The organism is Kocuria sp. UCD-OTCP (genome assembly GCF_000349605.1).
Lineage (GTDB): Bacteria > Actinomycetota > Actinomycetes > Actinomycetales > Micrococcaceae > Kocuria > Kocuria rosea.
The window spans coordinates 1-26,042 of the sequence record NZ_AOSQ01000026.1 but is presented as its reverse complement, the minus strand read 5'-3'; the positions used below and the strand labels follow the sequence as shown (position 1 = coordinate 26,042).

At 75.0% G+C, this 26,042-nt stretch carries 22 protein-coding genes; 7 read left to right on the top strand and 15 right to left on the bottom strand.

The genetic code is table 11. From position 1 onward, the window contains the following. Nucleotides 1–100: 100 nt before the first annotated feature. Nucleotides 101–499 (bottom strand): hypothetical protein, encoded by a 399-nt coding sequence (locus H488_RS0118455; RefSeq protein WP_017833637.1) that lies wholly within the window; start codon nt 497–499, stop codon nt 101–103. A gap of 312 nt (nt 500–811) precedes the next feature. On the opposite strand from H488_RS0118455, the gene H488_RS28745 reads away from it, so the two are divergent. Next, entirely contained in the window at nt 812–1,060 is a 249-nt protein-coding gene (locus H488_RS28745; protein WP_017833636.1) for a WhiB family transcriptional regulator, read from the top strand. Between the two features lie 73 nt (nt 1,061–1,133). Here the strand turns inward: H488_RS28745 and H488_RS28740 are convergent, their stop codons facing one another. The 3 genes from H488_RS28740 to H488_RS28730 all read right to left on the bottom strand — a co-directional run bounded on the left by H488_RS28740 (nt 1,134) and on the right by H488_RS28730 (nt 4,773). Beyond that, nucleotides 1,134–2,687, bottom strand: a complete 1,554-nt coding sequence (locus H488_RS28740; protein WP_017833635.1) for a sensor histidine kinase — start codon at nt 2,685–2,687, stop codon at nt 1,134–1,136. 50 nt (nt 2,688–2,737) lie between these two features. Beyond that, nucleotides 2,738–3,607, bottom strand: a complete 870-nt coding sequence (locus H488_RS38515; protein ID WP_373419174.1) for an AAA family ATPase — start codon at nt 3,605–3,607, stop codon at nt 2,738–2,740. Nucleotides 3,608–4,119: 512 nt separating this feature from the next. Next, the gene (locus tag H488_RS28730; RefSeq protein ID WP_017833633.1) at nt 4,120–4,773 is read right to left on the bottom strand and encodes an SAF domain-containing protein; all 654 of its coding nucleotides are present in this window, start codon (nt 4,771–4,773) and stop codon (nt 4,120–4,122) included. A 240-nt stretch (nt 4,774–5,013) separates the two neighbouring features. Between H488_RS28730 and H488_RS28725 the strand changes: the two genes are divergently transcribed. Continuing rightward, complete coding sequence (locus tag H488_RS28725) at nt 5,014–5,229, top strand: helix-turn-helix domain-containing protein (protein ID WP_017833632.1); 216 nt, start codon at nt 5,014–5,016, stop codon at nt 5,227–5,229. Nucleotides 5,230–5,256: 27 nt separating this feature from the next. Here the strand turns inward: H488_RS28725 and H488_RS28720 are convergent, their stop codons facing one another. After that, nucleotides 5,257–5,820 carry a hypothetical protein gene (locus H488_RS28720; RefSeq protein ID WP_017833631.1) on the bottom strand — a complete coding sequence of 188 codons (564 nt, stop codon included), beginning with the start codon at nt 5,818–5,820 and terminating at the stop codon, nt 5,257–5,259. A gap of 210 nt (nt 5,821–6,030) precedes the next feature. Here H488_RS28720 and H488_RS28715 point away from each other — a divergent pair, with 210 nt between their 5' ends. Both H488_RS28715 and H488_RS36105 read left to right on the top strand, forming a co-directional pair. Further along, nucleotides 6,031–6,849: a LysM peptidoglycan-binding domain-containing protein gene (locus H488_RS28715; RefSeq protein WP_158279205.1), complete on the top strand. Its 819-nt coding sequence runs from the start codon at nt 6,031–6,033 to the stop codon at nt 6,847–6,849. A gap of 64 nt (nt 6,850–6,913) precedes the next feature. Further along, nucleotides 6,914–7,435 carry an Rv3235 family protein gene (locus tag H488_RS36105; RefSeq protein ID WP_017833629.1) on the top strand — a complete coding sequence of 174 codons (522 nt, stop codon included), beginning with the start codon at nt 6,914–6,916 and terminating at the stop codon, nt 7,433–7,435. Between the two features lie 103 nt (nt 7,436–7,538). Here the strand turns inward: H488_RS36105 and secA are convergent, their stop codons facing one another. From secA to H488_RS28660, 9 genes are all read right to left on the bottom strand, one after another. Then, on the bottom strand, nt 7,539–10,253 hold the full coding sequence (gene secA / locus H488_RS28705) for a preprotein translocase subunit SecA (RefSeq protein ID WP_031283087.1): 2,715 nt from the start codon (nt 10,251–10,253) through the stop codon (nt 7,539–7,541). 190 nt (nt 10,254–10,443) lie between these two features. Then, complete coding sequence (hpf, locus tag H488_RS28700) at nt 10,444–11,130, bottom strand: ribosome hibernation-promoting factor, HPF/YfiA family (protein WP_017833627.1); 687 nt, start codon at nt 11,128–11,130, stop codon at nt 10,444–10,446. A 1,001-nt stretch (nt 11,131–12,131) separates the two neighbouring features. Then, complete coding sequence (locus H488_RS28690) at nt 12,132–13,826, bottom strand: LpqB family beta-propeller domain-containing protein (RefSeq protein WP_017833625.1); 1,695 nt, start codon at nt 13,824–13,826, stop codon at nt 12,132–12,134. Further along, nucleotides 13,823–15,577 (bottom strand): MtrAB system histidine kinase MtrB, encoded by a 1,755-nt coding sequence (gene mtrB, locus H488_RS28685; RefSeq protein ID WP_017833624.1) that lies wholly within the window; start codon nt 15,575–15,577, stop codon nt 13,823–13,825. Before mtrB ends, H488_RS28690 begins: the two co-directional genes overlap by 4 nt. Continuing rightward, complete coding sequence (mtrA, locus tag H488_RS28680) at nt 15,574–16,257, bottom strand: MtrAB system response regulator MtrA (RefSeq protein ID WP_017833623.1); 684 nt, start codon at nt 16,255–16,257, stop codon at nt 15,574–15,576. The genes mtrB and mtrA overlap by 4 nt, the downstream gene beginning before the upstream one ends. A 184-nt stretch (nt 16,258–16,441) precedes the next feature. After that, the gene (locus H488_RS28675; protein WP_017833622.1) at nt 16,442–17,494 is read right to left on the bottom strand and encodes a hypothetical protein; all 1,053 of its coding nucleotides are present in this window, start codon (nt 17,492–17,494) and stop codon (nt 16,442–16,444) included. Continuing rightward, the gene (locus H488_RS28670; protein WP_017833621.1) at nt 17,491–17,892 is read right to left on the bottom strand and encodes a chorismate mutase; all 402 of its coding nucleotides are present in this window, start codon (nt 17,890–17,892) and stop codon (nt 17,491–17,493) included. The genes H488_RS28675 and H488_RS28670 overlap by 4 nt, the downstream gene beginning before the upstream one ends. Nucleotides 17,893–17,902: 10 nt before the next feature. Beyond that, nucleotides 17,903–19,105 (bottom strand): tRNA 2-thiouridine(34) synthase MnmA, encoded by a 1,203-nt coding sequence (mnmA, locus tag H488_RS28665; RefSeq protein WP_081615777.1) that lies wholly within the window; start codon nt 19,103–19,105, stop codon nt 17,903–17,905. Between the two features lie 212 nt (nt 19,106–19,317). Beyond that, complete coding sequence (locus H488_RS28660; protein WP_017833619.1) at nt 19,318–20,523, bottom strand: cysteine desulfurase family protein; 1,206 nt, start codon at nt 20,521–20,523, stop codon at nt 19,318–19,320. 58 nt (nt 20,524–20,581) lie between these two features. On the opposite strand from H488_RS28660, the gene H488_RS28655 reads away from it, so the two are divergent. Then, nucleotides 20,582–21,049, top strand: coding sequence for a tRNA (cytidine(34)-2'-O)-methyltransferase (locus H488_RS28655; RefSeq protein ID WP_017833618.1), 468 nt, complete (start codon nt 20,582–20,584; stop codon nt 21,047–21,049). Nucleotides 21,050–21,083: 34 nt separating this feature from the next. Here H488_RS28655 and H488_RS28650 read toward each other — a convergent pair whose 3' ends face one another. Continuing rightward, nucleotides 21,084–22,559, bottom strand: a complete 1,476-nt coding sequence (locus tag H488_RS28650; protein WP_031283080.1) for a S1C family serine protease — start codon at nt 22,557–22,559, stop codon at nt 21,084–21,086. Nucleotides 22,560–22,838: 279 nt separating this feature from the next. On the opposite strand from H488_RS28650, the gene H488_RS28645 reads away from it, so the two are divergent. Together H488_RS28645 and H488_RS28640 are read left to right on the top strand one after the other, a co-directional pair. Further along, nucleotides 22,839–24,905 (top strand): TPM domain-containing protein, encoded by a 2,067-nt coding sequence (locus tag H488_RS28645; protein WP_017833617.1) that lies wholly within the window; start codon nt 22,839–22,841, stop codon nt 24,903–24,905. A gap of 157 nt (nt 24,906–25,062) precedes the next feature. After that, nucleotides 25,063–25,806, top strand: coding sequence for a PspA/IM30 family protein (locus tag H488_RS28640; RefSeq protein WP_017833616.1), 744 nt, complete (start codon nt 25,063–25,065; stop codon nt 25,804–25,806). The last annotated feature ends 236 nt before the right edge of the window (nt 25,807–26,042 follow it).

The following is a 26,042-nucleotide window of genomic DNA, read 5'->3' as shown; positions in this document are numbered from 1 at the left end:
ACGACGACGGCGGGCACGGGCGCTCCAACTGTACTGGTCCTGCCCGGCCGTCCCGGGCGGGCGCGCCCCGGGGCCGCGGGGACCGGCCGGGCGGACCCGCTCACCGGACGGTGCGGCTGGTCCACGCCAGCACGCCCGGCCGGAAGAGCAGGACGAGGACGAGGACGGCCGGCACCGCCGTCGCGAGCCCGGGCCCCCACTGCCCCGACCGGAGCAGGGGGTAGGCGAGCACCAGGAGGAAGAGCTGGACCACGAGCGCGGCCGCGCGGGGCCACCGGAAGCCGCGCCAGAGGCCCCGGCCCACGCGCAGCAGCCACAGGGCGCCCCCGGCGAAGACCGCCGCGAGGAAGACCGTTCCGCCCACGGTCAGGGGCTCCTCGAACAGGAGGGACCAGACCAGCCGCAGGGCGGCCCCGGCGAGGACCAGGGCCTCGAGCAGCACCACGCCGGTCAGGACCGCGACCGCGCGGGGCCGGGCGTCCCGGGAGGGGGTGGGCATGGGGTTCTCCTTCCGGCCGGGCGGCGGGCCCCGGCGCTCCCCGCCACCCTAGTCCGCCCGCCGCCGGCGCGGCCCGCCGTGCGGATCGTGCGGCGGCCCGCCCCGGGCGTCCTGTGAGCAACGCCTCACCGACCCGGCTGTGACGCGCCACCCAAAGCCCTTGTCCGCACCCCTCCGGCGTGGGAAGGTAGACGTCAGTTCTTCACAAGGCCCGTGCGAATGGGCCTTTTCTCTTGTCCCGGACGCGGCCGCCGCAGGATCCTTCTGCCCTGCCCCGACGGGACCCACCCTTGAAAGGAGCGATCGCTGACCATGGATTGGCGTAGTCGCGCAGCATGCCTGGAGAAGGATCCCGAGCTGTTCTTCCCCGTGGGCAACACCGGACCTGCTCTCCTGCAGATCGAGGAGGCGAAGGCCGTGTGCCGCAGCTGCCCGGTGATGGACACCTGTCTGCAGTGGGCCCTCGAGTCCGGCCAGGACGCGGGCGTCTGGGGCGGGATGAGCGAGGACGAGCGCCGCGCCCTCAAGCGCCGCGCCGCCCGCGCCCGCCGCGCCTCCTGAGCGCTCCGCTCGCACCGAGGACCGGGAACCCTGCGGGGTCCCGGTCCTCGCCGCTTCCCGGGCCCTCGCCGGATCAGTCGTCGAGGCGGGCGCACACCGTCACCTCGGTGCCCCCGCCCTGCCGCGGTTCCCAGCGGATCCAGCCCCCGAGCTCGCCCGCCACGAGGGTGCGCACGATCTGCATCCCGAGCCCCTCGCCGCCGCCCGCCCTGCGGAAGGCGCCGACCCCGGACTCCTCGATGACCACGTCGCCCATCCCGGCGCCGTCGTCGCTCACCACCACCTCGAGCAGCTGACCGGCGCCGTCCTCGTCCTGCACCCTGGACGCCTCCAGGGTGACCGTGCCGGTCCGCCCGGCGAGGCCGTGCTCGACCGCGTTCGTGACGAGCTCGTTGATCACGAGCGCCAGTGGGGTGGCCAGGCGGGTCGGCAGCTCCCCGAACTCCCCGATGATCCGCGTGTGCACCGTCTGCTCGGGCGCGGCCACCTCCGCCGCGAGCCGGAACTGCCGGGCGATGAGCTCGTCGAAGTCCACGTTCTGCGTGAACCCCTGGGAGAGCGTCTCGTGCACCATCGCGATGGTCGCGACCCGGCGCATGGCCTGCTCCAGCCCGTGCCGCGCCTCGTCCGTGGTCATCCGCCGGGCCTGCAGGCGCAGCAGCGCGGAGACCGTCTGCAGGTTGTTCTTGACGCGGTGGTGGATCTCCCGCACGGTCGCGTCCTTCGAGACGAGCTCCAGGTCCCGGCGGCGCAGCTCGGTGACGTCCCGGCAGAGCAGCACCGCGCCGAGCCGTCCGGACCGGTCCCGCAGCGGGACGGAGCGGAAGTTCACGCTCACGCGCGCGCCCTCCACCTCGCTGCGCCACGCCGTCCGGCCGCTGAGCACGGGGGCGAGGGTCTCGTCCGAGTCCGCCCCCGGCACCAGCACGGGAGGCACGAGGTCCATGAGCCGCTCCCCGAGCAGCTCCCCGTCGATCCCCAGCCGGCGCAGCGCCGACTCCGCGTTGGGCGAGACGTAGGTCACGCGGTCCTCGGCGTCGAGCCGGATAGCGCCGTCCCCGACGCGCGGGGCGCCGCGGCGCGAGCCCGTCGGGGCGGAGAAGTCCGGCCACAGGCCCTCGTTGGCCATCCGCAGCAGCGCGTCGGCGGTCTCGCGGTAGACGATCTCCTGCCGGGAGACCACCTGACCCGGTGCCCGTCCGGCGTGCAGGGTCAGCAGGGCGAGCGTCCGCCCCTTGCGCACGAGCGGGACCACCTTGACCGGGCCGGAGGCACCGGCCCCCTCCCCCGACGGGCGCACCCGCTCGATCCGCCGGCCGACCCAGGCGGCCCGCAGGGGCCCGCTCAGCTCGTCGGGCAGCAGCTCGCCCACCATGTCCTTGTGGAAGACCGTGGGACCCGTCGCCGGCCGCACGTGGGCGAGCACCCGGAACGAGCTGCCGGGGGCCGGCATGCCTCGCCCGTTGCCGCTGCCCGCGGCCGGGATGTAGTCGGCCGGGAAGCTGAGGATCAGGTCGCCGAAGGCGAGGTCGGAGATGAGCTGCCAGTCCCCCACGAGCAGGTGGAGCCACTCGTAGTCCCCGGGCCCGAAGTCCTTGGTGTCCCTGAGCGGTTCCGTGAACGCCACGTCGCCTCCGGTGGTCGCAGGTGGGGAGGGGCCGGACGGCGCCCCCGCGATCAGCGCCGCAGCCAGGCCCCGATCCTGCCGCCCAGCCTAGTACCGCGCACAAGCGGGTCCTCGTCCGCCCCCGCCTCCCCGGGCTCGGCGAGCACCCGGCCGGCCAGCTCCCGGATCGCGGCCCGCACGGAGGATCCCGCCGCGGTCTCCGCGAGGACGGCCCCGGCCAGCAGCGCCTCGTCGCAGGTCTCCGGGTCCCACGGCACGAACAGCTCGACCGACGGGCCGGAGCCGAACCGCGCCCACGCCTCCCGGACCCCCAGCTCGGGTGAGCGTCCCGCCGCCGAGCGGCGCAGCTTGTTGACGGCGACGACGAGCCGGGCCCCGGGCGCGGCCGCGGCGACGTCCGGCAGCGCCTTCAGCAGCCTCGGCACGCCGATGGTGTCCGCGGCGCCCACGGCCACCACCACGTCGGCGCGCTCCAGGACCGTGAGGGCCGCCGCGTGCCGGCGGGGAGCCATGGTGTCGACGGTGAGCTCCTCGTCGGCCTCCAGCGCGAAGCCGCAGTCCACCACCGTGGTGCCGAACTCCTGCACCGAGCGCTCCAGCACCGCCGCCACGGCGCTCGAGCGCAGCTCCGGCCAGCGGTCCTGACGGGTCAGCCCCGTGAGCACCCGGACGGTGCGCCCGGCGACGGCCACGTCGGCGGCCGTCCGCCGCAGGTTCACCCCGTCCAGCCGCCCCTGGTCGGCGAGCCGGCACGCCTGGGCGAGACCCGCCGCCTCGTCCAGCATCCCGAGGGCCGCGGCCACCGAGGGTCCGTAGGTGTCCGCGTCGACGAGTGCGGTGTCCTGCCCCAGGAGCGCGAGCTCCGCGGCGAGGTTGACGGCCACCGTGGTCCGGCCCGGCGCTCCGGTGGGCCCCCACACCGCCACGATCCGCCCGGCGCCGCGGGGTGCCGGGGACTCGGCCCCGTCGCCGTCCTCCCCCTCCTGCGGGTGCCCGCCGGCCGCGGGGGCGGGCGCGCCGGGCACGGCGGCGGTTCCGTCGGCGCGGCCCGCCGCGACGACGTCGGCGTAGCCCACCCCGCTCGGTGCGCCCGACGCGGCGGCGACGGCCTCCTCGACGAGGCGGGCGGCGTCCTCGGGGGCCGCCCGCTCCGGGACGACCACGGCGCCGAGACCGGCGAGGCGGCGGTGGTCGTGGCCCTCCAGCACCAGCAGCGCCGCGCCGCCGAGCCGGATCTGCTCGAGCAGGCTCGCCGTGAGGTCCTCGGCGCCCTCCGCCACGAGGGCGGCCCGGCCGAGTCCGGCGCGCGCCGCGGCCAGCAGCTCCGTGAGGTCGAGGCATCGGCGGACCACCGTGACCGGTCCGTGCAGCCGTTCGATGCCGTCGACGAGGGGCCAGGTGGAGACCCCCAGGGCCATGACCGGGAGGACCATCACCGGCCGCCCGCGGGATTCCACACGAGCGTGACGCGGGCGTCGTTGCCGAGCGCGTCCACGAGCTCCTCCATCGGGTCCTCCTCGACCAGGACGTGCACCACGGTGCCGCGGCCCGCGCCGAGGGCGGTCTGCTCCGTCTGCACGCCGGCGATCTCGGCCGCCGGGAGCAGCAGGCGGGCCGGCTCGTGGCCGCGGCCGGAGGGCTTCTGGGCGGCGACCCAGACGTCCACGCGCGTTCCCGCCCCGGCGTCCTGGGGCAGCGGATGGTCCACCGGGACGGCGACCGGCTTGCGGTCCAGCCGGTCCGCGGTGCCCAGCGCGGACCCTGGCAGCAGCTGGCCCGCCGGGATCCGCTGCGTCGCGACCGTGCCCGGCCCCGGTGCCGCGTCCGCAGGGACGTAGAGGTCCGCCGCGTCCTGCAGCCGGACGTCGACGGCCACCAGGTCCTCCCCGGTCACGTCCTGGCCGACCTCGATGTCCCGGGCGGCCGCCAGGTAGGGGTCCGTGCGGTTCGTGGCGGTGACCACGGCGGTCACCCCGGCGACGGAGAGCAGCACGAGCAGCAGCCCGGTGAGCAGCCTCGGGTCCCGCCAGGTCGGTCTCCGGAACCGGGCCGACGGGGCGTCCGTGCCCCTGACCGTGCCGCTCATCGGCGACCGCCTCTCTCGTTGCCCGCACGGCCGTGGGGACCGTGCTCGTGGCCCACATTCTGCCCGCGGCCGTGGTGCCCCGGGAACCGGTCGGTGCACAACTGGGGACAGGAGGCGCGCCCCGGCCACCCGTGCCCGCCCGGGGCGGGCGGTGGCGACGCCGCATGTGGACGGGGAGCCGTTGCGCCTCTTCGGTGGCAGACTGGAACGGGAGAGCAACCACGAGCAAGGAGGCGGAGGATGGCGCAGCAGCGCTTCCTGACCTTGGCGGACGTCGCCGAGATCCTCAACATCTCGGCGACGCAGGCGAGGGCTCTCGTGCGCAGCGGGGAGCTGCCCGCCATCCAGGTGGGCGGCCGCGGCCAGTGGCGCGTCGAGACCGCCAAGCTGGAGGAGTACATCGCCCGCGGCTACGAGCGGACGGCGGAGGCGGTGCGCTCGGGCGCGCTCGACTGATCCACCGGGACGCCGCCGCCGACCGTCTCACCCCGCCGTGAGCGAGGAGACGCAGACCAGCGCGGGGAACGGCACGGCGCGCAGCGCGGTCACGCTGCCCCGTCTGCGGTAGTCGTCGTCGGGGTGCAGGGCCAGGTCGAAGAAGTCCGCGCCCACCTGGTCGACCGTCCCCTCGAGCTCGCCCAGCGGTCCACCGCCGGCGAGCCGGATCCGCACCCCGGCCCTGGCCCGGGCCAGGGCGCGCAGCGCGTGCCCCAGGCCGAGCCGCAGGGCCAGCGGGTCGTCACCGGGCGCCCACCCCCGGCCGAGGGACTCCCACCACAGGACGGCTCCCAGCGGCACCAGGTGCTCGGTGCCCCGGTCCTCGAGGACGACCCAGCCGGCGCCCACCGTGCGCACCCGGCCCTCGAGCGGGACGGCACCGGTGAGCAGGGCCCGAACGGGTTCGCCCTGCCGGAGGCGCAGCCGGTCGGTCAGGCGCACCCGGGAGTACTCCGCGCGGGCCTGCTCCGCCGCCTCCTCCTCCACGCCCTGCTGGTGCGCGGAGGCCAGCTGCGCCTCCAGGTCCGCGAACAGCTGCTCCCAGCGCACTGCAGGGCCTCCCCTTCCGGCTCCCGGGCCGTCCGGTCGCGCAGGGCCTCAACGTAGGCGTCCGCCCTGCCCTCGTCAAGGAACGTCATGTCCACCGCGGGCCGCTGAGACCTTTACACCGGCACCCAGGGGGTGCTAGCAATGCTTCACGACGTCAAACAGCAACAAATGCTGTCAAACGACATGAAAGCTCACTTTCAGGGAGATCAGATGATCGGCACCCCAGGATCTGCGAGCACCGCGTCCGCTCCGCTGTGGTCTGTGCTCCTGGTGCCCGCCCTGGGTGCGGCCACCGCGGCCTGCGGCGCAGCCCTGGCCGGTGCGGGCGGCGTCCGCACCGGCGGGGGCCCGGACACCGGGGCGCTGATCGGGCTCGCGGCGGCCGTGCTCGGCTGCGCCGTGGTGGCGGCCTGGATCCTGGCCACCGCCCTGGCGGTGCTCGCGGTGCTGGCAGGTCACCACCGCTGGGAGCGCCTGGCCGGGATCTGCGGGCGGTGCTCCCCCGCCCTGCTGCGCCGCGCGGCGGCCACGGCACTGGGCCTGCAGCTGCTCGCGGCCCCGGCGGCGGTCGCCGTCGATGCACCCTCCCCGTTCTGGGGCGCCGGGGCGTCCGCGCAGGAGCCGGCCCCCGCCGCGGAGGGGACGACGTCCGCCCCGGAGGAGACGACCCCCGCCCCGGAGGCACCGGGCCCGGCGCCCGCCCCCGGTGCCGGACCCCGACCCGGCCCCGACCGCGAGCCCGTCCCGGGCGGGGAGTCCGCCCCCGCGCCGTCGACGGATCCGGATCCCTGCTTCCCGCAGACCGGCCCCTCGGTGGCGGAGCGCACAGTGGACGGCGCCGTCACGGTCGTGCGCGGGGACACTCTGTGGTCCCTGGCCGCCGCCCACCTGGGCCCGGAGGCCTCCGACCAGCAGGTCGCCCGTGCATGGCCCCGCTGGTACGAGCTGAACCGGCCGGTGCTCCCGGACGGACCGCACCGGCTCCTGCCGGGTCAGCGGCTCGTCGTGCCCGGCGCCGGGGGGCCCTGACCCGCCCCGGCTCCGCGGCACCCCACCATCGACCCACCGCAGCACCGTTCCCAGGAGGCCCGTCATGAACGCACCCACCGCCGGTTCCGACCCCGTTGCCCGTCCGCTCGCGCCCGAGCGCGGACGCCCGGCGGCCGGGCCCTCCGCCCGCCGGGGGCGCCCGGCGCCGCCCACGGCCCCCGGCGGCTACACGTGGGGCGCCACGCGTGTGCTGGGCCACGACGCCGAGGACGAGCTGGGCCGGGTGACGGCCCTGGCCCGTTCCATCGGCCAGGCGGCCGTGGAGGTGCTGGGCGGGAGCCGGCCGGCGGCACAGCTGGGCCGCTGGACCACCCCGGAGATCGTGGAGCGCTTCCAGCAGCGCGCCGACATGCTCCGGCTGCTCCAGGAGCAGTTCGAGGGCAAGGCCGCGCTGCAGGAGCTGCACCGGAACCCCCACGTGCGCAGGTGCCGGGTCTGCCGGGTGGGCCGCGGGGTCTACGAGGTGGCCCTGGTGGTGGTCGAGCCGAGGCGCAGCCGGGCCGTGGCCATGCGGGTGGAGCGGCTGGGGCGGGGCTGGAGCGTGACGCAGCTCGAGGTCGGCTGACCCCGCCTCCCCGCCCCGGCGCGTTCGACCCCGGCGGACCGAGTCCCCGGCAGGCTCAGCCCCCGGCGGACTCAGCCTGGGGAGGAACCTGTCCTCGGCGGGCTCAGCCCTCCGCGGACTCGGCGCTGGCGGCCCGGGCGCGGGCCCGGCGCCCGGCCCGGTTGGCGGACTCCGCGGCGGCGTCCGCGTCGTCCTCGCCGCGGCCCGCCGCGGTGGGCTCCGTGCGGGTCTGCGTGCCGCCGGTCTCAGCGGGCGCGGTGTACTGCAGGAAGCTGGGCTGGCGCGGGATCTGCAGGTCGACGGGCCCGCCGTCGGCGCCCACGCGCTGGCGGCGGATCTCCATCCGGTACAGGGTCGAGACCGTCTCCTCGCGGATCGCGCCCATCATCTCCTGGAACATCGCGTAGCCCTCGCGCTGGTACTCCACGAGCGGGTCGCGCTGGGCCATCGCCCGCAGGCCGATGCCCTCCTTGAGGTAGTCCATCTCGTAGAGGTGCTCGGGCCACTTGCGCCCGATGACCGACAGCAGCACGCGCCGCTCCAGGTTGCGCATGGCCTCCGCGCCCACCTCCTCCTCCCGCTGGTCGTAGACGAGGCGGGCGTCCGAGAGGATCTGCTCGCGCAGGAACTCCGCCGTGAGCCGCGTGCGGCCCCCGGCCTCCTCCACGACCTCGTCGACCGACAGGGTCACGGGGTAGATGGTGCGCAGGGACTCCCACAGGCCGTCGAGGTCCCAGTCCTCGGGGTGGCCGACCGCCGTGCGGTCCTGGACCGTGGAGGTGACCACCTCGTCGACGAACTGGACGATCTGCTCCTGGAGGTCGTCGCCCTCGAGGACCCGGCGGCGGTCGCGGTAGACCGCCTCGCGCTGGCGGTTGAGGACGTCGTCGTACTTGAGGACGTTCTTGCGCTGCTCGGCGTTGCGCCCCTCGACCTGGCTCTGCGCGGAGGCGATGGCGCGGGAGACGATCTTGTGCTCGAGCGCGGTGTCGTCCGGCGCCCCCGCCATGAGCCGCTGGGCGGCACCGGCGTTGAACAGCCGCATGAGGTCGTCCGCGAGGGAGAGGTAGAAGCGGGACTCGCCCGGGTCCCCCTGCCGCCCGGAGCGCCCGCGCAGCTGGTTGTCGATGCGCCGCGACTCGTGGCGCTCCGTGCCCAGGACGTAGAGACCGCCGACGTCGACCACCTCCTGGTGCTCGGCGCGGGTCTCCTCCTCGCAGCCGGCCACCACGTCCGGCCACACGCGCTCGTACTCCTCCGCGTCCCGCTGCGGGTCCAGGCCCTTCTCCCGCATCCGGTCCACGGCGTTGAACTCGGCGTTGCCGCCGAGCATGATGTCGGTGCCGCGGCCGGCCATGTTGGTGGCCACGGTCACCGCGCCCTTGCGGCCGGCCTGCGCGACGATCGCGGCCTCCCGGGCGTGGTTCTTCGCGTTGAGGACCTCGTGGCGGACGCCGCGCTGGGCGAGCAGCTTGGAGAGGTACTCGCTCTTCTCGACCGACACGGTGCCCACGAGGACCGGCTGGCCCTTCGCGTGCCGCTCCTCGATGTCCTTGACCACCGCGGCGAACTTCGCGACCTCGTTCTTGTAGACGAGGTCGGGGCGGTCGATGCGGACGAGGGGGCGGTGCGTCTCGATGGACACGACGCCCAGCCCGTAGGTGTTCATGAACTCCGCGGCCTCCGTCTCGGCGGTGCCGGTCATGCCCGCGAGCTTCTCGTAGAGGCGGAAGTAGTTCTGCAGGGTGACCGTGGCGAGGGTCTGGTTCTCCGCCTTGATCTCGACCCCCTCCTTCGCCTCGATGGCCTGGTGCATGCCCTCGTTGTAGCGTCGGCCGGCGAGGATGCGCCCGGTGTGCTCGTCGACGATCATGACCTCGCCCTTGAGCACCACGTAGTCCTTGTTGGCGCGGAAGAGCTCCTTGGCCTTGATGGCGTTGTTGAGGAAGCCGATGAGCGGGGTGTTCTGGGCCTCGTAGAGGTTGTCGATGCCGAGCCAGTCCTCGACCTTCTCGATCCCGGACTCGAGCACGCCGACCGTGCGCTTCTTCTCGTCCACCTCGTAGTCGGTGCCCGCGTCGAGCCGCTGCACGAGGCGGCCGAACTCGGTGTACCACCGGTTGGCCTCGCCGGAGGCGGGCCCGGAGATGATCAGCGGGGTGCGGGCCTCGTCGATGAGGATGGAGTCCACCTCGTCGACGATCGCGAAGCTGTGGCCGCGCTGCACGAGCTCCTCGGGGCTCCACGCCATGTTGTCGCGGAGGTAGTCGAAGCCGAACTCGTTGTTCGTCCCGTACGTGATGTCGGCGACGTACTGCTGGCGGCGGGTCGCCGGGTCCTGGTTGGCCAGCACCACGCCGGTCTCCATGCCCAGGAACCGGTAGACGCGCCCCATGAGGTTGGCCTGGTACTCGGCCAGGTAGTCGTTCACGGTGACGACGTGGACACCCTTGCCGGAGAGGGCGTTGAGGTAGGCGGGGGCCGTCGCCACGAGGGTCTTGCCCTCGCCGGTCTTCATCTCGGCGATGTTCCCGAGGTGCAGGGCGGCGCCGCCCATGAGCTGGACGTCGTAGTGGCGCTGGCCCAGGGTGCGGGACGCGGCCTCCCGGACCACGGCGAAGGCCTCGGGCAGCAGCCGGTCCAGGGACTCGCCGTCGGCGACCCGGGCGCGGAACGCGTCCGTCTCGGCGCGCAGCTCCGCGTCGCTGAGCTCCCGGAAGCCGTCCTCGAGGCTGTTGATGGCGGTCGTGTAGGACCGCAGCCTCGTCAGGACCTTCTTGTCTCCGGTCCTGAGGACTTTCTCCAGGAATGACGCCACGTGCACACGCTCCTCGTGTTCGACTGCCGTGCTGGGACTGATGGGGGGGGTGTCCGGCACCCACTCCAGTCTACGGGAGCCGGTGCCGGTCTCCGGGCGCGGACGAGCCCGGTGGCCGCGACCACCGGGCTCTTCCGGGGCGGGACCCGGCCGGCACCCAGCCGGGCGGGCCCGCCGTCACGGGGTGGGGTCAGCCGGCGGGCTCGGGCTGGTAGGCCCGGACGCTCTCCTCGGACTCCTCGCCGTTCTCGCTCAGGCTGATGACGCCGTAGCTCCAGCCCTTGCGGCGGTAGACCGCGGAGGGCTCGCCGGTCTCCTTGTCGACGAAGAGGTAGAAGTCGTGGCCGACGAGCTCCATGTGGTCGACGGCCTCGTCGACGCTCAGCTCGGAGGCCGGGAAACGCTTGCGCCGGATCTCGACGGGGGTGACCGCGTCGGTGAGGCTCACGCTCTGGTCGAACGCCTCCTGCTCGGCGGTCGCGAGCTCCGCGGCGGTGGTGTAGATGGGCCCGGAACTGGGGACCACGGGCAGGGCGCCGGTGGCCTCGTGAACGGCCGTGGGACGGTGGGCGCCGCGGTGCACCTTGCGGCGGTCGCGGGCCCGGCGAAGGCGCTCGAGGAGCTTGCTGTAGGCCTCGTCGAAGGCGGCGAACTTGTCGTCGCCGCGCGCCTCGGCCCGCAGGACGGGGCCGCGTCCGGAGACCGTGATCTCCACGCCCATCCCCTGGTGGCCGGGCAGCGCGTGGTCCTTGGTGACCTTGACATCAATGCGCTGGACCTTCTCGCCCAGCTCCTCGAACTTGACGACCTTCTCGGCGGCGTACTCCTTGAACCGCTCCGGTACGGCGACGTTGCGCCCCATGACGTTCAGTTCCATGATGCCCTCCAAATCTCGGGGGTGACGTGGGCGGATGGGGCCGCCCACCCGGGAGGATTGTTGCGTCCCGTGACTCAACGTTAGTTGAATCACACGGGATATTCACCCGGCCGGGCCGGACCCGAATCAGCGGTGAGCGGAACTGCCGGCGGCCGCACGGCGGCGAGCACCACCGCCCCGAGCACCTCGGCCCCGCCGGCCCGCAGTGCGCGGGCCGCCTCGCCGAGGGTCGCCCCCGTGGTGAGCACGTCGTCGACGACGACGCACCGGGCGCCGTTTTCGAATCGGTTTTCTGCAGGAGGACNCGAGATGTGCGGACGTGACTGGAGTTCAGACGTGTGCTCTTCCGATCCCCAGCCGCTTCTGCGCCGGCCCGGTCAGCGAGGCCCCGGCCGCCCGGTGCCGCAGCCCGCGGCTGACGAGCGTGCCGGCAGGGAGCGCGCCGCGGCGCGCGCAGTCCTCGAGCAGCAGCCGCACGGGGTCGAACCAGCGCCGCCGCAGGGCCGCGGGGCTGGTGGGCACCGGGACGAGCAGCACGGGCCCCGCCGGCCAGCCTGGGGCGGCCGCGTGCAGGGCCGTGGCCAGGCAGGCGGCGAGCACGGGGACCAGGTCGGTGCGCCCGGTGCTCTTGAGCGCGAGCAGACAGGTGGCGAGTCCGTGGGCGTAGCGGCCGGCGGCGACGACGGACAGCGGCGGGTCGAGCAGCGGTGCGGCCGAGGACGCCTCGAAGGGGCGGGCGCAGGACCGGCGCAGCACCAGGCGGCAGGCACGGCACAGCGCGGTGCCCGGGGCGCGGCACACGGCGCACTCCACGGGCAGGAGCACCTCGGCGGCCTCGGCCAGCCGGTCGAGGGCGCGGGCGGCCGCCCGGTCGAGGGCGCGGGCGGTGGGCGGGGTCGCGGGCATGCGGCCATCCTGGCCCGTGCCGGACGGCCCGGCCGGGGTGCGGCCGAGGATCCGGACGGCCGGGGCTGTGGACCGCGGTCGGGCCCGGCGGGTGGTCAGCCGGCGAACGCCGTGTCCAGGACGTCCTCGCTCTGCGGCGCCCAGGCGTTGCCGGTGAGCATGTGCAGCGTGCCGCCGGCCACGGCGTAGACGGAGGACGTGCCGTTGCCCCCGCTGAGCCCGGTGAGGCCCTCGATGCCGGGCAGCTCGCGGAAGCGCCCGGACACGTCGTAGACGCGGGGCCGGACGGAGCCGGTGCCGCCGAGCGGGGCCGCGACGAACTCGCGGTCGCTGAGCCACAGGGCCGCGTCCGCGTCGACGTCCGCGGCCACCCGGAACGGCTCGTTGAGCCGGCGGGGCGTGCCGTCTGGCTCGCGCACCACACCGGTCAGCCAGATCTGGGAGACCCCTTCGTCCTCGGTGACGACGAGCGCCCGGGTGCCCCCGCGCGAGACCCGCAGGGACGTCACGGTCCGCGCGGCGAGCCACGATGCCTCGACGCGGACCGGGCTCCCGGCGCCCGGGACGGCGCGCACGGCCCGGACGGTCCCGGCGGAGTCCCCGGTCCACACCCACCCGTGCTCGTCGAAGCTCGGTCGGGTCAGGCCGGTCCCGCTGAACTGCTCCACGGGCTCCTCCTCCCGCGCCACGGTCACGAGCGAGCCGGTGCCCGTGTCCACGAACGCGAAGTGCTCGGCGGCGGCGTCCATCGCGGGGCTGGACGGGTGGTGGCCGTCCAGCGGCGGGATCCCGTCCACGTTCTCGGTCTGGCCGCCCTGGTAGAACACGAGGTCGCCCTCGCGCAGCCCGACCTGGCGGGACGGGACGGTGACGTCCTGGACGGGCGCGGCGTCCGTCCACCCCGCGCCCAGCTCCACGGGCGCCCCCTCGACGAGCAGCTCCACGTCGTTCACCGCGGTCAGCGACCGGAGGCTCAGCGCGAGCTGGTCGTGCATCCGGCGGTTGATCTCGATGTTCGCCGGGTCGAACTCGGGCACGCTGAGCTCCACCGTGGCGGTGCCGTCCCGCACGGGCACCGCCGAGCGGGCGAGCGTGGTGCCCGGCGGGAACGCCGAGGTCACGGCCCCCCGGAGGTAGGGCGCGGGGCCGCCGAGCAGGGCCCGCACGATCGACGTCGAGACGGGCACCCGGTCCGGGAACCAGCGGGGGTCGACCACCACGTTGGACAGGTCCTCGTCCGCGAAGTAGAGGTGGTGGGGCTCGAAGATGTCCTCGAAGTCGGCCGGGGTGAGCGCCGTGGCGTCGGGGGCGTCGGAGATCCGCCACTGGCCGTCCACCTGGACCACGTCGAAGTCGAGCACCTCGGTGGCGCCCGCCGGCTTGCGCTCGATCACGCCGCTGCCGTCCACCACGCTGTCCACCTCGAGGTTCACCCGGTACTCGTTGTCCTCGAGCCGGGGCACGGGCACGGCGTCGCCCCGGTGCACGAGGGTGCGCGCGTCGGGGTGCCAGGTGCCCGCGAGCTCGGGGGTGAGGTACTCGCGGGCCACGGAGTAGTCGTCGGCCACGCCCGTCCCGGCCGCGAGGAAGCCCCGCACGATCTGCTCCGGCGTCGCGCCCTCGCGGGGGCCGGCCGGCTCGACGTCGTAGCTCGGCTGGACCGCGGACCGGGTGGGCTCCGCGTGCCGGTGCACGGGTCCCGTCCGGGGAATGGCTCCGCAGCCGCCGAGCGCCACGGCCGCGGCCAGGGCCAGTGCTGCCGTGCGGGTCTGCCGCCGGGTCCTGCTCATGACCGGTCCTCCTCGACGTCGGTCGGCTGGGCCGCGGCGGGGGGCGCCGGCTCCGCCGCGGCCGCGGAGGCCAGGGCCAGGGTCCCCGTCCTGGTCACCACCGCGGTCTCCGGGTACGCGTCAGCGTCGGGCGGCAGACCGAGCGGGCTCTCGTCGTCGGGCACGAGCCGCCGTCCGCGGGTCCGGGGCAGGGTGAGCCGGAAGCACGCGCCCTCCCCCGGGGCGCCCCAGACGTCGAGCCGCCCGCCGTGCAGCCGCGTGTCCTCGGTGGCGATCGCGAGGCCCAGCCCCGTCCCGCCGGTCGTGCGGGCCCGGGCCGGGTCAGCGCGCCAGAAGCGGTTGAACGCCTTGGCGGCCTCCTCCTCGGTCATCCCGATGCCGTGGTCGCGCACCGCCACCGCCGCGGCCACCTCGGAGGCCCCCACCACGATGTCGATGGGCCGGCCCTCCCCGTGCTCGAGGGCGTTGACCACGAGGTTGCGCAGGATCCGCTCGATCCGCCGCTGGTCCCCCTGGACGGTGCAGCGGGACAGCTCCGAGCGCACCCGCACCGTGGAGCCGGACGAGACGGCGAGCGGGGCGGCGGCCTCCACGACGTCGTGCACGACCGAGAACAGCTCGACGCTGGCCACCTCGAGCCGCGCCGCCCCCGCGTCGAAGCGGGAGATCTCCAGCAGGTCGGCCAGCAGGGCGTCGAAGCGGTCCACCTGGTGGTAGAGCAGCTCGGCGGAGCGCCGGTTGACGGGGTCGAAGTCCTCGCGGGCGTTGAAGAGCACCTCGGCCGCCATCCGCACCGTGGTCAGCGGGGTGCGCAGCTCGTGGGAGACGTCCGAGACGAAGGTCTGCTGCATCGAGGAGAGCTGCTCGAGCTGGGTGATCTGGTCCTGCAGGCTGTCCGCCATGCGGTTGAAGGACCGGGCGAGACGGGCGACCTCGTGCGAGCCGCTGACGGGCATCCGCACGCCCAGGTCGCCGTCCGCGAGCTGCTCGGCCACGCGGGCGGTGCTGGACACGGGGCGGACCACTTCGCGGGTGACGTACCAGACGATCGCGCCCACGAGCAGCAGCAGGACGACCACCGACAGCAGCAGCACCGCGTGCATCGCGTCGAGGGTGCGCTGCGGCTCGGAGAAGTCGTAGACGAGGTAGAGCCCGTAGCGGCTGTTCTGGTAGAGGTCCACCACCGTGCCGACGACGATGACGGGGGCCTCCTCCCCGTTCTCCGTGACCCGGACCGAGGCGGGCTGCCAGAACACGCCGTCCTGCTCCGCGAGCCGCTCCTGCAGCTCCGGCGGCACGGTGCTCGAGGTCATCCAGGGGCTCTGGCTCTGCGCCGGGATGAGGGTCTGCCCGCTCGTGAAGTCCATCGGGAGCAGGATCCAGCGCTCCGTCTCCGCGCCGTCGACCGAGAGCGAGCCGAGGGTCGAGGCCACGAGCGCCTGCAGCTCGTCGCGGTCGGAGGCGTCCGAGGCGTCGAAGCTGGCCTGCACCTGCTCGAAGTCCGCGGTGGCCGAGGCGAGGACCTGGTCCAGCCGTTCCGAGAACAGCCGGTCCGCGATCTGGTGGGAGAGGAAGCTGCCCGTGACGAAGAAGGCCAGCGCGGTCAGGGAGAGGGACACGGCGATGGCCCGGAACTGCAGGGACTGCCGCCACCGGCGGGCCAGCAGGAGCCGCCCCAGCCGCAGCCGCCGGGTCGCGGCGCCGGCCGGCCCGCGGCGCCGGGAGGAGGCGGCGGCGTCCGGCGGGGTCATCGGGCGGACGTGCCCGCCTTGTAGCCGACTCCGCGCACGGTGACCACGATCTCGGGGCTCTCCGGATCCCGCTCGATCTTGGAGCGCAGCCGCTGCACGTGGACGTTGACGAGCCGCGTGTCGGCGGCGTGCTGGTAGCCCCAGACGTCGCGGAGCAGCATCTCGCGCGAGAACACCTGGTGCGGTGCGCGCGCCAGGGCGGTGAGCAGGTCGAACTCGAGCGGGGTGAGACCGATCTCGTGGTCCCCGCGGTGCACGCTGTGCCCGCTCACGTCGATGGTGAGGTCGCCGATCCGCAGCTCCTGCGAGTTGGCGCGCTCCACGGGGCGCAGCCGGGCCTTGACCCGGGCCACGAGCTCAGCGGGCTTGAAGGGCTTGGGCACGTAGTCGTCGGCCCCGGCCTCCAGACCGCGGACCACGTCGACGGTGTCCGACTTGGCGGTGAGCATGACGACCGGGACGTCGGAGATCGTGCGGATCTCGCGGCAGACCTGGATGCCGTCCTTGCCCGGGAGCATGAGGTCGAGCAGCAGCAGGTCCGGGCGCACGGCCCGGAAGGTGTCCACGGCGGTGGCACCGTCGTAGCAGAAGACGGGCTCGAAGCCCTCCGCGGTCAGGACGATCCCGATCATCTCCGACAGGGCGGCGTCGTCGTCGACGACCAGTATTCGCGCGTTCATCGCCTCTCCGGTGGTGTGGGGCGGGCCCGCCGGGGCGGGGGCCGCCGTGGCCCGGGGCGTCCGGGGCGTCGTGGCCAGGGTGTCCTGGGCGTCGTGGTGGACCGGGGTCCACCTGCATTGTGGCCGATTGCGGCCCGCCCCGCACCTCGGCGCGGAGTGTGTCGGTCCACCGGGTGGGACGGGCTCACGCGTCGGCGGCGGTCCGGGCCAGCGCGGAGGCGGTTCCGGTGACCCGCGCGAGGACCTCGCGCAGCTCGGCGGGGCCCAGGGCGTCGAGCTCCTCGCGCGGTGTGATCCGGACCCGGTCGAGGGCGGCGGCGGGCAGCCCGAGGTCCCGCCACACGGACCACACGTCCGCGGCGAGGGCGCGGGCCGTGCCGCCGGCCGCGGGGACGAGGCCCAGCCACAGCTGCATGCCGTCCTCGACGAGCGCGGCGAGCGGCTCCCAGTCGTGGACGGTGCCGGCGGGGGCCGGGACCTGCACGGCGTCCGCGCCGGTCTCCCGGGCGAGCCGGGGGTCGACCCCGGGCGGCAGCCGCAGGGTGACGCCGGCGGCGCCGGCCGACCGGCAGGCCTCGACGACGGCGGTGAGCGAGCGCCGTGCCTCCGCGGCGGGGACCGCGCGCAGCGTCCGGTAGCCGCTCATCGTGGGCAGGCCGCCCGCGAGCACCCGGGCGAGCTCGGGCTCGTCCAGCTGGACGAGGACGTCCCGACCGGGGGCCGCGGCGCGCACCGCGCGGACGTGCTCGAGGACGCCGGAGGCCAGGGAGTCCGCGATGTCGCGGCGGGCGCCGTGGTCCTTGAGCGCCCGCTCCCCCGCGTGCAGGTGGAGCCGGGCGGCCAGGCTGAGCGGGCCGACGAGCTGGGTCTTGACCGGGGCGTCGTCGGGGCCGCTCTCGGCGCCGATCACGTCGGCGAGCACGTTGACGTCGCCGGCCAGCAGCGCCCGGGCGGACCGGGAGTCCTTGCCGGGCACCCCGGAGACGCGCAGCCCGTGGGGCTGCCGGTCCGCGTACAGGTCGTCGAGCACCGCGGCGGTGCGGGCCACGGGGTCGGCGGCCGCACCGCGGGCGGGCAGGACGGGCAGGAACGAGATGTGCGGGGCCCCGAGCTCGCCGCGCAGCAGCGTGACGGACTCGACGACGTCCGTGCCCGGCATCGCGCCGAGGGCCGTGCCCACGACGCCGGGGACGTCGGGGTCGGTGCGCCGGGGGCCGGGCGGGGCGCTGCGGGTCACGGGCGGTCGTCGTCCTGCCGCCGGTGGTCCTCGGAGAGGGCCACGTGGTGGCGGATGACCTCGCTGATGATGAAGTTCAGGAACTTCTCCGCGAACTCGGGGTCGAGCTGTGCGGAGGCCGCGAGCGCCCGGAGGCGGCCGATCTGGGCGGCCTCGCGGTCCGGGTCGCCGGCGGGCAGGCCGTGGGTCGCCTTGAGGACGCCGACGCGCTGGGTCGCCTTGAACCGCTCGGCGAGCAGGTGCACCAGGGCCGCGTCGATGTTGTCGATGGTGCCGCGGATGGACTGCAGCTCGGCGAGCACGCGGGGGTCGGCCTGCTCCTGGAGCGAGGACGCGGTGGCGTCGAAGTCCTGGTGGGCCCGGACGTCGGCGGAGGCGTGGGGGTGCGGTGCGGTCATGGCCGCCAGTCTATCGGGCGGGATCGGGCCGGCCCGCACCACCCGGGACGTCGGGGCGGGCCAGCGAGTGGGCGCGGTCGACCGTGGCCTGGCCGAGGACCCGGGTGCCCTGGTAGAGCACGACCGACTGTCCGGGGGCCACGCCGCGCATCGGCTCCTCGAGCCGGACCACGAGCTCGGGCAGCGGGCCGCCGTCCCCCTCGACGAGCTCGAGATGGGCCCGGGCGGGGACGGGGTCCCCGTGCGCCCGGACCTGGGCGAGGACGGGGAACGGGGCCGACGCCGCCCCGGCCGCGGCCCCGGGCCGCAGGAGCGGCGCCGCCTCGGGCACGGGCGCCCCGGCCCAGGAGGGGCGGATCCCGCGCAGCTCGTCGACCGCCAGCATCGCCTGCGGGCCCACCACGACCTCGTTGGTCCGCGGCCGGATCTCCAGGACGAAGCGCGGCTTGCCGTCGGGGGCCGGGGTGCCGATGCGCAGGCCCTTGCGCTGGCCCACCGTGAACGCGTTGGCGCCGGAGTGGGTGCCGACCACGTTGCCCTCGACGTCCTTGATCTCGCCCTCGGTCATCTCGATGCGCTCCGCGAGCCAGCCGCGGGTGTCGCCGTCGGGGATGAAGCAGATGTCGTGGGAGTCGGGCTTGCTCGCCACGGACAGCCCGCGGCGGGCGGCCTCGGCCCGCACCTCGGCCTTGGACGGGGTGTCGGCCAGCGGGAGCAGCACGTGCTCGAGCTGCTCGGCCGTGAGGACGCCGAGGACGTAGGACTGGTCCTTCGCCCAGTCCGCCGCGCGGTGCAGCTCCCGGCCGCCGGCGGGGTCCTCGACCACCTTGGCGTAGTGCCCGGTGCACACGGCGTCGAAGCCCAGGGCGAGGGCCTTCTCGAGCAGGGCGGCGAACTTGATCTTCTCGTTGCACCGCAGGCACGGGTTGGGCGTGCGTCCGGCCGCGTACTCCGCGACGAAGTCGTCGACGACGTCGGCCTGGAAGCGCTCGGAGAAGTCCCACACGTAGTACGGGATGCCCAGGACGTCGGCGGCGCGCCAGGCGTCCCGGGAGTCCTCGATCGTGCAGCAGCCCCGGGAACCGGTGCGCAGGGTGCCGGGCGTGCGCGAGAGGGCCAGGTGCACGCCCGTCACGTCGTGGCCGGCGTCGACGGCGCGGGCCGCCGCCACGGCCGAGTCGACGCCGCCGCTCATGGCTGCCAGTACTCGCACGGTGAGATCGTCTCCAGGGGTCGGGGTCGGGGTCCGTGGCGTCAACGGGGCGCGGCCGGCCGGTATTCCCCGGCCCCGCACCGGCGGGTCCCGCGGTCCCCGTTTTCGAAGAGCTTTTGGATCGCCCTGNGATGCTTCCCCAAAACGAGTTCGAAAAGTGCGGGATCGGAGCGGCGCGGGATCGGACCGGCGCGGGGTCGACCGGTGCGGGCTCAGACGGGCGCCGCGCCGGAGAGCCCGGCGCGCAGTGCCCGCCGGTGGACCTCGGGCAGCGCGGCGAGCAGGGCGTCGACGTCGGCGCCCGTGCTCGTGCGGCCCAGGCTGAAGCGCTGCGCACCGCGCGCGGTGGCCTCGTCCAGGCCCATGGCCAGCAGCACGGAGGACGCGCGGGGCACCCCGGCGTGGCAGGCCGAGCCGGTGGAGGAGGCGATCCCGGCGCCGTCCAGCAGGAACAGGAGGGAGTCGCCCTCGCACCCGGGGAAGGTGAAGTGGGCGTTGCCGGGCAGCCGGGCGCCCGTGTGCTCCCGGTCCTCCGGTCCGCGCAGCACGGCGTCCGGCACGATCCGGCGCACGCCCTCCACCAGCCGGTCGCGCAGGCCCGCGAGCCGCTCCTGCTCGGTCTCCCGCTCCGCGGCGGCCTCACGGGCCGCCACCCCGAAGCCAGCGAGCGCGGCGGCGTCGAGGGTGCCGGAGCGCACCGTGCGCTCCTGCCCGCCCCCGTGCTGGACGGGCGCCAGCCCCACCGTGCGCCCGGCCACGAGGGCCCCGGCACCCACCGGTCCGCCCACCTTGTGGGCCGAGACGGCCAGCGTGGTGAGCCCGGGCAGGTGCGCGTCGACGGGCAGCGCGCCGAAGGCCTGCACGGCGTCGCAGTGGAAGGGGACCCCGAACTCCTCCGCGAGGGCGGCGATCTCCGCGACGGGCTGGACGGTGCCCACCTCGTTGTTGGCCCACATGACGGCCAGCAGCGCGGTGGCGCCCGGGTCGCGGGCCAGTTCCTCCCGCACGGCGGCCGGGTCCACGCGGCCGGCCGCGTCGACGGGCAGCCAGACGGCCTCGGCGCCCTCGTGGGCGGCCAGCCACTCGACGGTGTCGGACACCGCGGCGTGCTCCACCGCGGAGACGAGGACGCGGCGGCGGCGGGGGTCCTGCTCGCGCCGGTGCCGGTACAGGCCCTGGACGGCCAGGTTGTCGGCCTCGGTGCCCCCGGAGGTGAAGACCACCTCGACGGGCTCCGCGCCCAGGGCCGCGGCGACGTCCTCGCGGGCCTGCTCGACGACGGCGCGCGCCGCGCGGCCGGGGCGGTGCAGCGAGGACGGGTTGCCGCCGCGGGCCAGCTGCTCGGCGACCGCGGCGAGCGCGGAGGGCCGGAGGGGCGCGGTGGCGGCGTGGTCGAGGTAGGCGGGCTCGTGCGGCACGGACTCCAGTCTAGGGCCCCGGCCCGGGCGTGCGTCCGGCGTCCGTAGACTGGCGGTCATGCTCCGCATCCTCTTCCACACCCCCGAGATCCCGGGCAACACCGGCAACGCGATCCGCCTCGCCGCGGTCACCGGGGCCGAGCTGCACCTCGTGGAGCCGCTGGGCTTCGACTTCGGCTCCGCGCACCTGCGCCGGGCCGGCCTCGACTACCACGACCTCGCGGTGCTGACCGTCCACCCGGACCTGGACGCGGCCTGGGCCGCCCTGGCCCCGGAACGGGTCTGGGCGTTCACCACCGACGGCGAGGTCTCGCACACGGACGTGGCCTACCGCCCCGGGGACGTGCTGCTGTTCGGACCCGAGTCGGTGGGCCTGCCCGCCGCGGTGAAGGCTGACCCGCACGTCACCGCGCGGGTCCGCATCCCCATGCTGCCGGCCCGGAGGTCGCTGAACCTCGCGAACTCGGCGTCCATCGCCGTCTACGAGGCCTGGCGCCAGCTGGGCTTCGCGGGCGCCGGGAGCTAGCCCCGGCGACCGGCTACCCGCCGGGGCCCGCCGCTCACTGCTGCTCCTCGGCGTCCCCGACCGTCACGTCCGCGGTGCGCTCCTCGCCGTCCCGCACGAACGTCATCGTCCCGGTCCCACCGGCGGGCAGCTCGCGCACGGCCGCCGTCAGGGAGCTCGCGTCCTGGATGCGGTGGCCGTCGAACTCCGTGATCACGTCGCCCACCTCCAGTCCGGCCTCGTCGGCCGGCGAGCCGGGCACGACCTGCTCCACCGCGGCGCCGTCGGAGAAGGCCCGGCTCCGGCCGTCCGCGCCTGGGGCGGCGCTCACGCTCGTGCCGAGGTAGCCGTGCGTGGCCCGGCCGTTGTTGATGATCTCCACGGCCACCCGCTGGGCGGTGTCGACGGGGATCGAGAAGCCCACGCCGATGTTGCCGGCCTCCGTGCCGGAACCGGCCGAGGCGATGGCCACGTTGATCCCGATCACCTCGCCGTCCGTGTCGATCAGCGGCCCGCCGGAGTTGCCGGGGTTGATGGCCGCGTCGGTCTGGATCACGTTGAGGAACACCGACGGCGAGGATCCCTGCGAGCGGCCGCCGGAGCCGCCGTCCTCGTCGGGGAAGTTGAAGAAGAAGTCGTTGCCGCCGCCCTGCTCCTCGCCCTCGCCGTCGCCCTCCGACGGCGTGGACGGCGCGGCGGAGGAGGCCACCGTGATGGTCCGGTTGAGGGTGGAGACGATCCCGTCGGTCACCGTGCCCGCGAGGCCCAGCGGCGCGCCGATCGCGATGGCCGTGTCGCCCACGTTCACGTCGTCCAGGGAGCCCAGGGTCGCCGGGGTCAGCCCCTGGGCGTCGACCTTGAGCACCGCGAGGTCGGACAGCGGGTCGGTGCCGACCACCTCGGCCGGCAGCACCCTGCCGTCGTCGAGCTGCACCTCGAGGGAGGGGCTGCTCGTGGTCCCGTCGAGGGTCACCACGTGCGTGTTGGTGAGGATGTGGCCCTCGTCGTCGATGATCACCCCCGAGCCGGAGCCGTTCTGACCGCCGCCGGACGCGGAGATCGTCACCACGGACGGGGACGCCTTCACGGCCGCCGCGGTGACCGCGTTCACCTCGTACTGGTCGTTGACGATGACCGAGCTGGACGTCGACCCGCCCGCCGCCGGTGCCGCGCCGCCGCCGTCCAGCAGGGCGTCCGTCCCGACGGCCGCCCCCGCCCCCACCAGTGCGGCCAGGACCATGCCCGTCACGAGCGATCCCCCCGAGAAGCGCCGCCGCTCCCGGCGGCCCCCGGTGCCGCTCCCGGTGCCGTTCCCCCACGGGTGCCGGGCGGCGGGGTCCCCGGCGCCCTGCCACGCCCCGGCGTAGGGGCCCGCGTCCTGGCCGCCGGCCTGCGGTGCCCCGTGGCCGGCGCGCGCGTCCTGCTCGGCGCCGGACGCCCACGGGTCGTGGGCCGGACGGCCGTAGACGGGCGGGAGGGGCTGTGTGAGCTGTGGATCGGCACCGTACCGCGGGTCGCGGGGCTCGGACATGGGGGTCTCCTCCTGGAAACGGACGGGCCCGGCGGTCCCCGGTGCGGACGGGGTGGCACGGGCGGCTCTGTCCCCAAGTATCCACGTCCGCACTGAGACGACGCTGAGAGCCCTGGCCGTTCCCCGGGCGCCGCCCGGACGGCGGCCGGGGACCGCCGGGGCCCGCCCGCAGGTCATCAGCCGCCTTGTGGTTTCGCCCTGCGCGTAGGTCCGGCGCCGATCGCCACGCCGTGACGCCCTCGCCCTAGAATCGGGAGCACCGACCACGTGAGGGAGATCATGCACTGGCGCCCCATTGCCCGCCGGACCGCCGCCGGCTGCGGCCTGACGCTCGCCCTGTTCGTACCCGCGGGAGCGGCTCTCGCCCAGCCGCCCGTCGACGTGCCCCCGGGCGAGCGGATCGTCGACGAGTCCGGGGTGCTGGAGGATCCCTCCGCGCTGGCCGCGGACGTGCGCGAGCTCGCCACCCAGGAGGGGATCACCCTCACCGCCGTGTTCGTCGACACCTTCACCGACCCCTCGGATCCCGATGAGTGGCTGCAGGAGTTCGCCGAGCTCAACGGGCTCGGCAGCTCGGACGCGGTGCTGGTCGTCGCCACGGAGGACCGGCAGCAGCGCTTCTCCGCGTACTCCACGGGGCCCCTCAGCACCGAGCAGCAGGAGCGCATCAACCGGCAGTTCATCACCCCGGCGCTCGCGGCCGACGACTGGGACGGCGCGGTCGAGGGGGCCGTCGAGGGCATCGAGACCGAGCTCTCCGGCGCCCCCGCCGGGACCGGGGAGAGCTCGGACGGGGGCGGCGCGGGCTTCGGCCTGCTCGGTCTCGGGGCGCTCGGCCTCGGCGGGCTCGCCGTCTACGGCATGGCCTCCCGCAACAAGAAGCGCCGGCAGCAGGGGTCCGCCCCGCAGGGCGGGCCCGGCGGCCGAGGCGCTCCGCAGGGTCCCGCCGGCCCCTACCAGGAGGTCCCTGTGCCGGAGCTGCGCAAGCGGGCCGGGGAGCTGCTGGTGTCCACCGACAACGCCATCCAGCACTCCGAGCAGGAGCTGGCCTTCGCCCAGCTGCAGTACGGGGACGAGCAGGTCGAGCCGTTCCGCCGCGCCGTCCAGGACGCCAAGAAGCACATGCAGGCCTCCTTCGCCCTCCAGCAGCAGCTCGAGGACCACATCCCCGACACCGAGGAGCAGCAGCGGGCCTGGCTCGGCGAGATCATCGCCCGCTCCCAGGACGCCCAGCGCCCGCTCCAGGAGCACCAGGAGGCGTTCAGCTCGCTGCGCCGGCTGGAGTCCCGCGCCCCGCAGGCGCTCGAGGAGGTGCGGCGCCAGGCCGAGGCCGTGCGCCCCCGCTTCGGCACGGCCGACGCCCGGCTGCGGGAGCTCACCGCCCGCTACAACGACACGGCGCTCGCCCCCGTCAAGGACAACATCGACCAGGCCCGGGACCGGCTCGACTTCGTGGACACCGCCGTGGAGGAGGCCCGCACCGACCTCGCCGCCGGGCGCACGAGCGACGCCGTGCTGGACATCCGCGCCGCCGAGGAGGGCGTGGGGCAGGCCGGGGGCCTGCTCGACGCCGTGGAGCACGCGGCCACCGAGCTCGCCCACGCCGAGGAGTCCCTCAAGGACGCCGTGACCATCGCCCAGCGGGACGTCGCCGAGGCGGACGCCCTCGTCCGGCGCGGCTCCAACCCGGAGCTCGCCGGGGCGGTCGCCGGCGTCGGCGCCGTCCTGCGCACCGTCGAGGAGCAGATGGGCGCGGGGCGGATCGACCCGCTCGGCCTGAGCCGGCGTCTGGCCGTGGCCAAGGACGAGCTCGACAAGGGGCTCGCGTCGGTGCGCTCCCAGAACGACCGGGATCGCTCCGCGCGGGAGACCCTCGCCCACACCCTCGTCTCCGCGCAGGCGCAGCTGAGCTCGGCGAGCGAGTACATCTGGGCCCGCCGCGGCGGTGTCGGCCCGGAGGCCCGCACCCGCCTCGCGGAGGCCGAGCGCTACCTGGAGGCCGCCCAGCAGGCCCGGAAGTCGGACCCCTCCGAGGCGCTGACCTGCGCCAACGAGGCCGTCCGGCTCGCCGGCGAGGCCCAGTACATCGCCCAGCAGGACGTCGACTCCTTCTCCTACGGCGGCTTCGGCACGCCCGTGGGGATGGGCGGCCACCGGGGCCGCTCCAACAGCGGTCTGGGCGGCGCGATGCTCGGCGGCATCCTCCTCGGCTCGATCCTCAACGGCGGCGCAGGCGGAGGCTTCGGCGGTGGCGGCGGTGGCGGCGGAGGCTTCGGCGGCAGCTTCGGCGGCGGGTTCGGCGGTGGCGGCGGAGGCTTCGGCGGCGGCATCGGCGGAAGCTTCTGATCCGCGCCGACGGGCGCCCGCCGCCGCCGGACGGGCACCGCGCACCGCCGCCCCTCTGACCCTCGTCCGCCCCGTGACCCCTGACCGACCCACCGTCCCCGACCGACCCATGATCCCGGGAGCCCCTCCCGGGAAGCACCAGAGGAGAGAAGGAACCATGATCAAGCAGTCCATCTTCGGCCGCATCGCCCAGCTCGCGAAGGCCAACATCAACGGCATGATCGACGCCGCCGAGGACCCCCAGCTCATGCTGGACCAGATGGTCCGCGACTACACCGAGAACATCCGCGAGGCCGAGGCCGCCGTCGCGCAGACCATCGGCAGCCTGCGCCTGCTCGAGCAGGACCACGCGGAGGACGTGCGCGAGTCCCAGGAGTGGGGCAACAAGGCCCTCGCGGCCTCGAACAAGGCCGAGGAGTACCGGGGCGCCGGCAAGTCCTCCGAGGCCGAGAAGTTCGACAACCTCGCCAAGGTCGCCCTCCAGCGCCAGATCCAGTACGAGACGGAGGCGCGCGGCGCCGAACCGCAGATCCAGTCCCAGACCCAGGTCGTGGAGAAGCTCAAGGACGGGCTCAACAAGATGCGGGGCAAGCTCCAGGAGCTGTCCAACAAGCGGGACGAGCTCAACGCCCGGCAGAAGACCGCGCAGGCGCAGTCGCAGGTCCAGGACGCGCTCAAGGCCTTCGACGTGCTCGACCCGACGAGCGAGGTCTCCCGCTTCGAGGACAAGATCCGCCGCGAGGAGGCCCGTGTCCTGGGCCAGCAGGAGCTCGCCGCGTCCTCCCTGGACGCGCAGTTCGAGTCCCTCGAGTCCCTGGGCCAGCAGTCGGAGATCGAGGCCCGGCTCGCCGCCCTGAAGTCCCGCAACGCCGAGCGGATCGTCTCCTCCGAAGAGGTCTGACCCCGCCCCGTCCCCGGGCACGGAGGAGCCCCCACGGCCGCGGCCGTGGGGGCTCCTTCCCGCCCGGGGTCCTCCGGGCAAGGCGAAGGCCCCCGGACCGTGACGGTCCGGGGGCCTTCTGTGGTTGCGGGGGCAATGTGCTGGTTCAGGACATAGGCAAGGCATGTCTCGGGACATCGGCAACATGAGGTCGCACATCCGCGGCAGGGTGCATCCGGGGTGGATGCTTCCCCGTG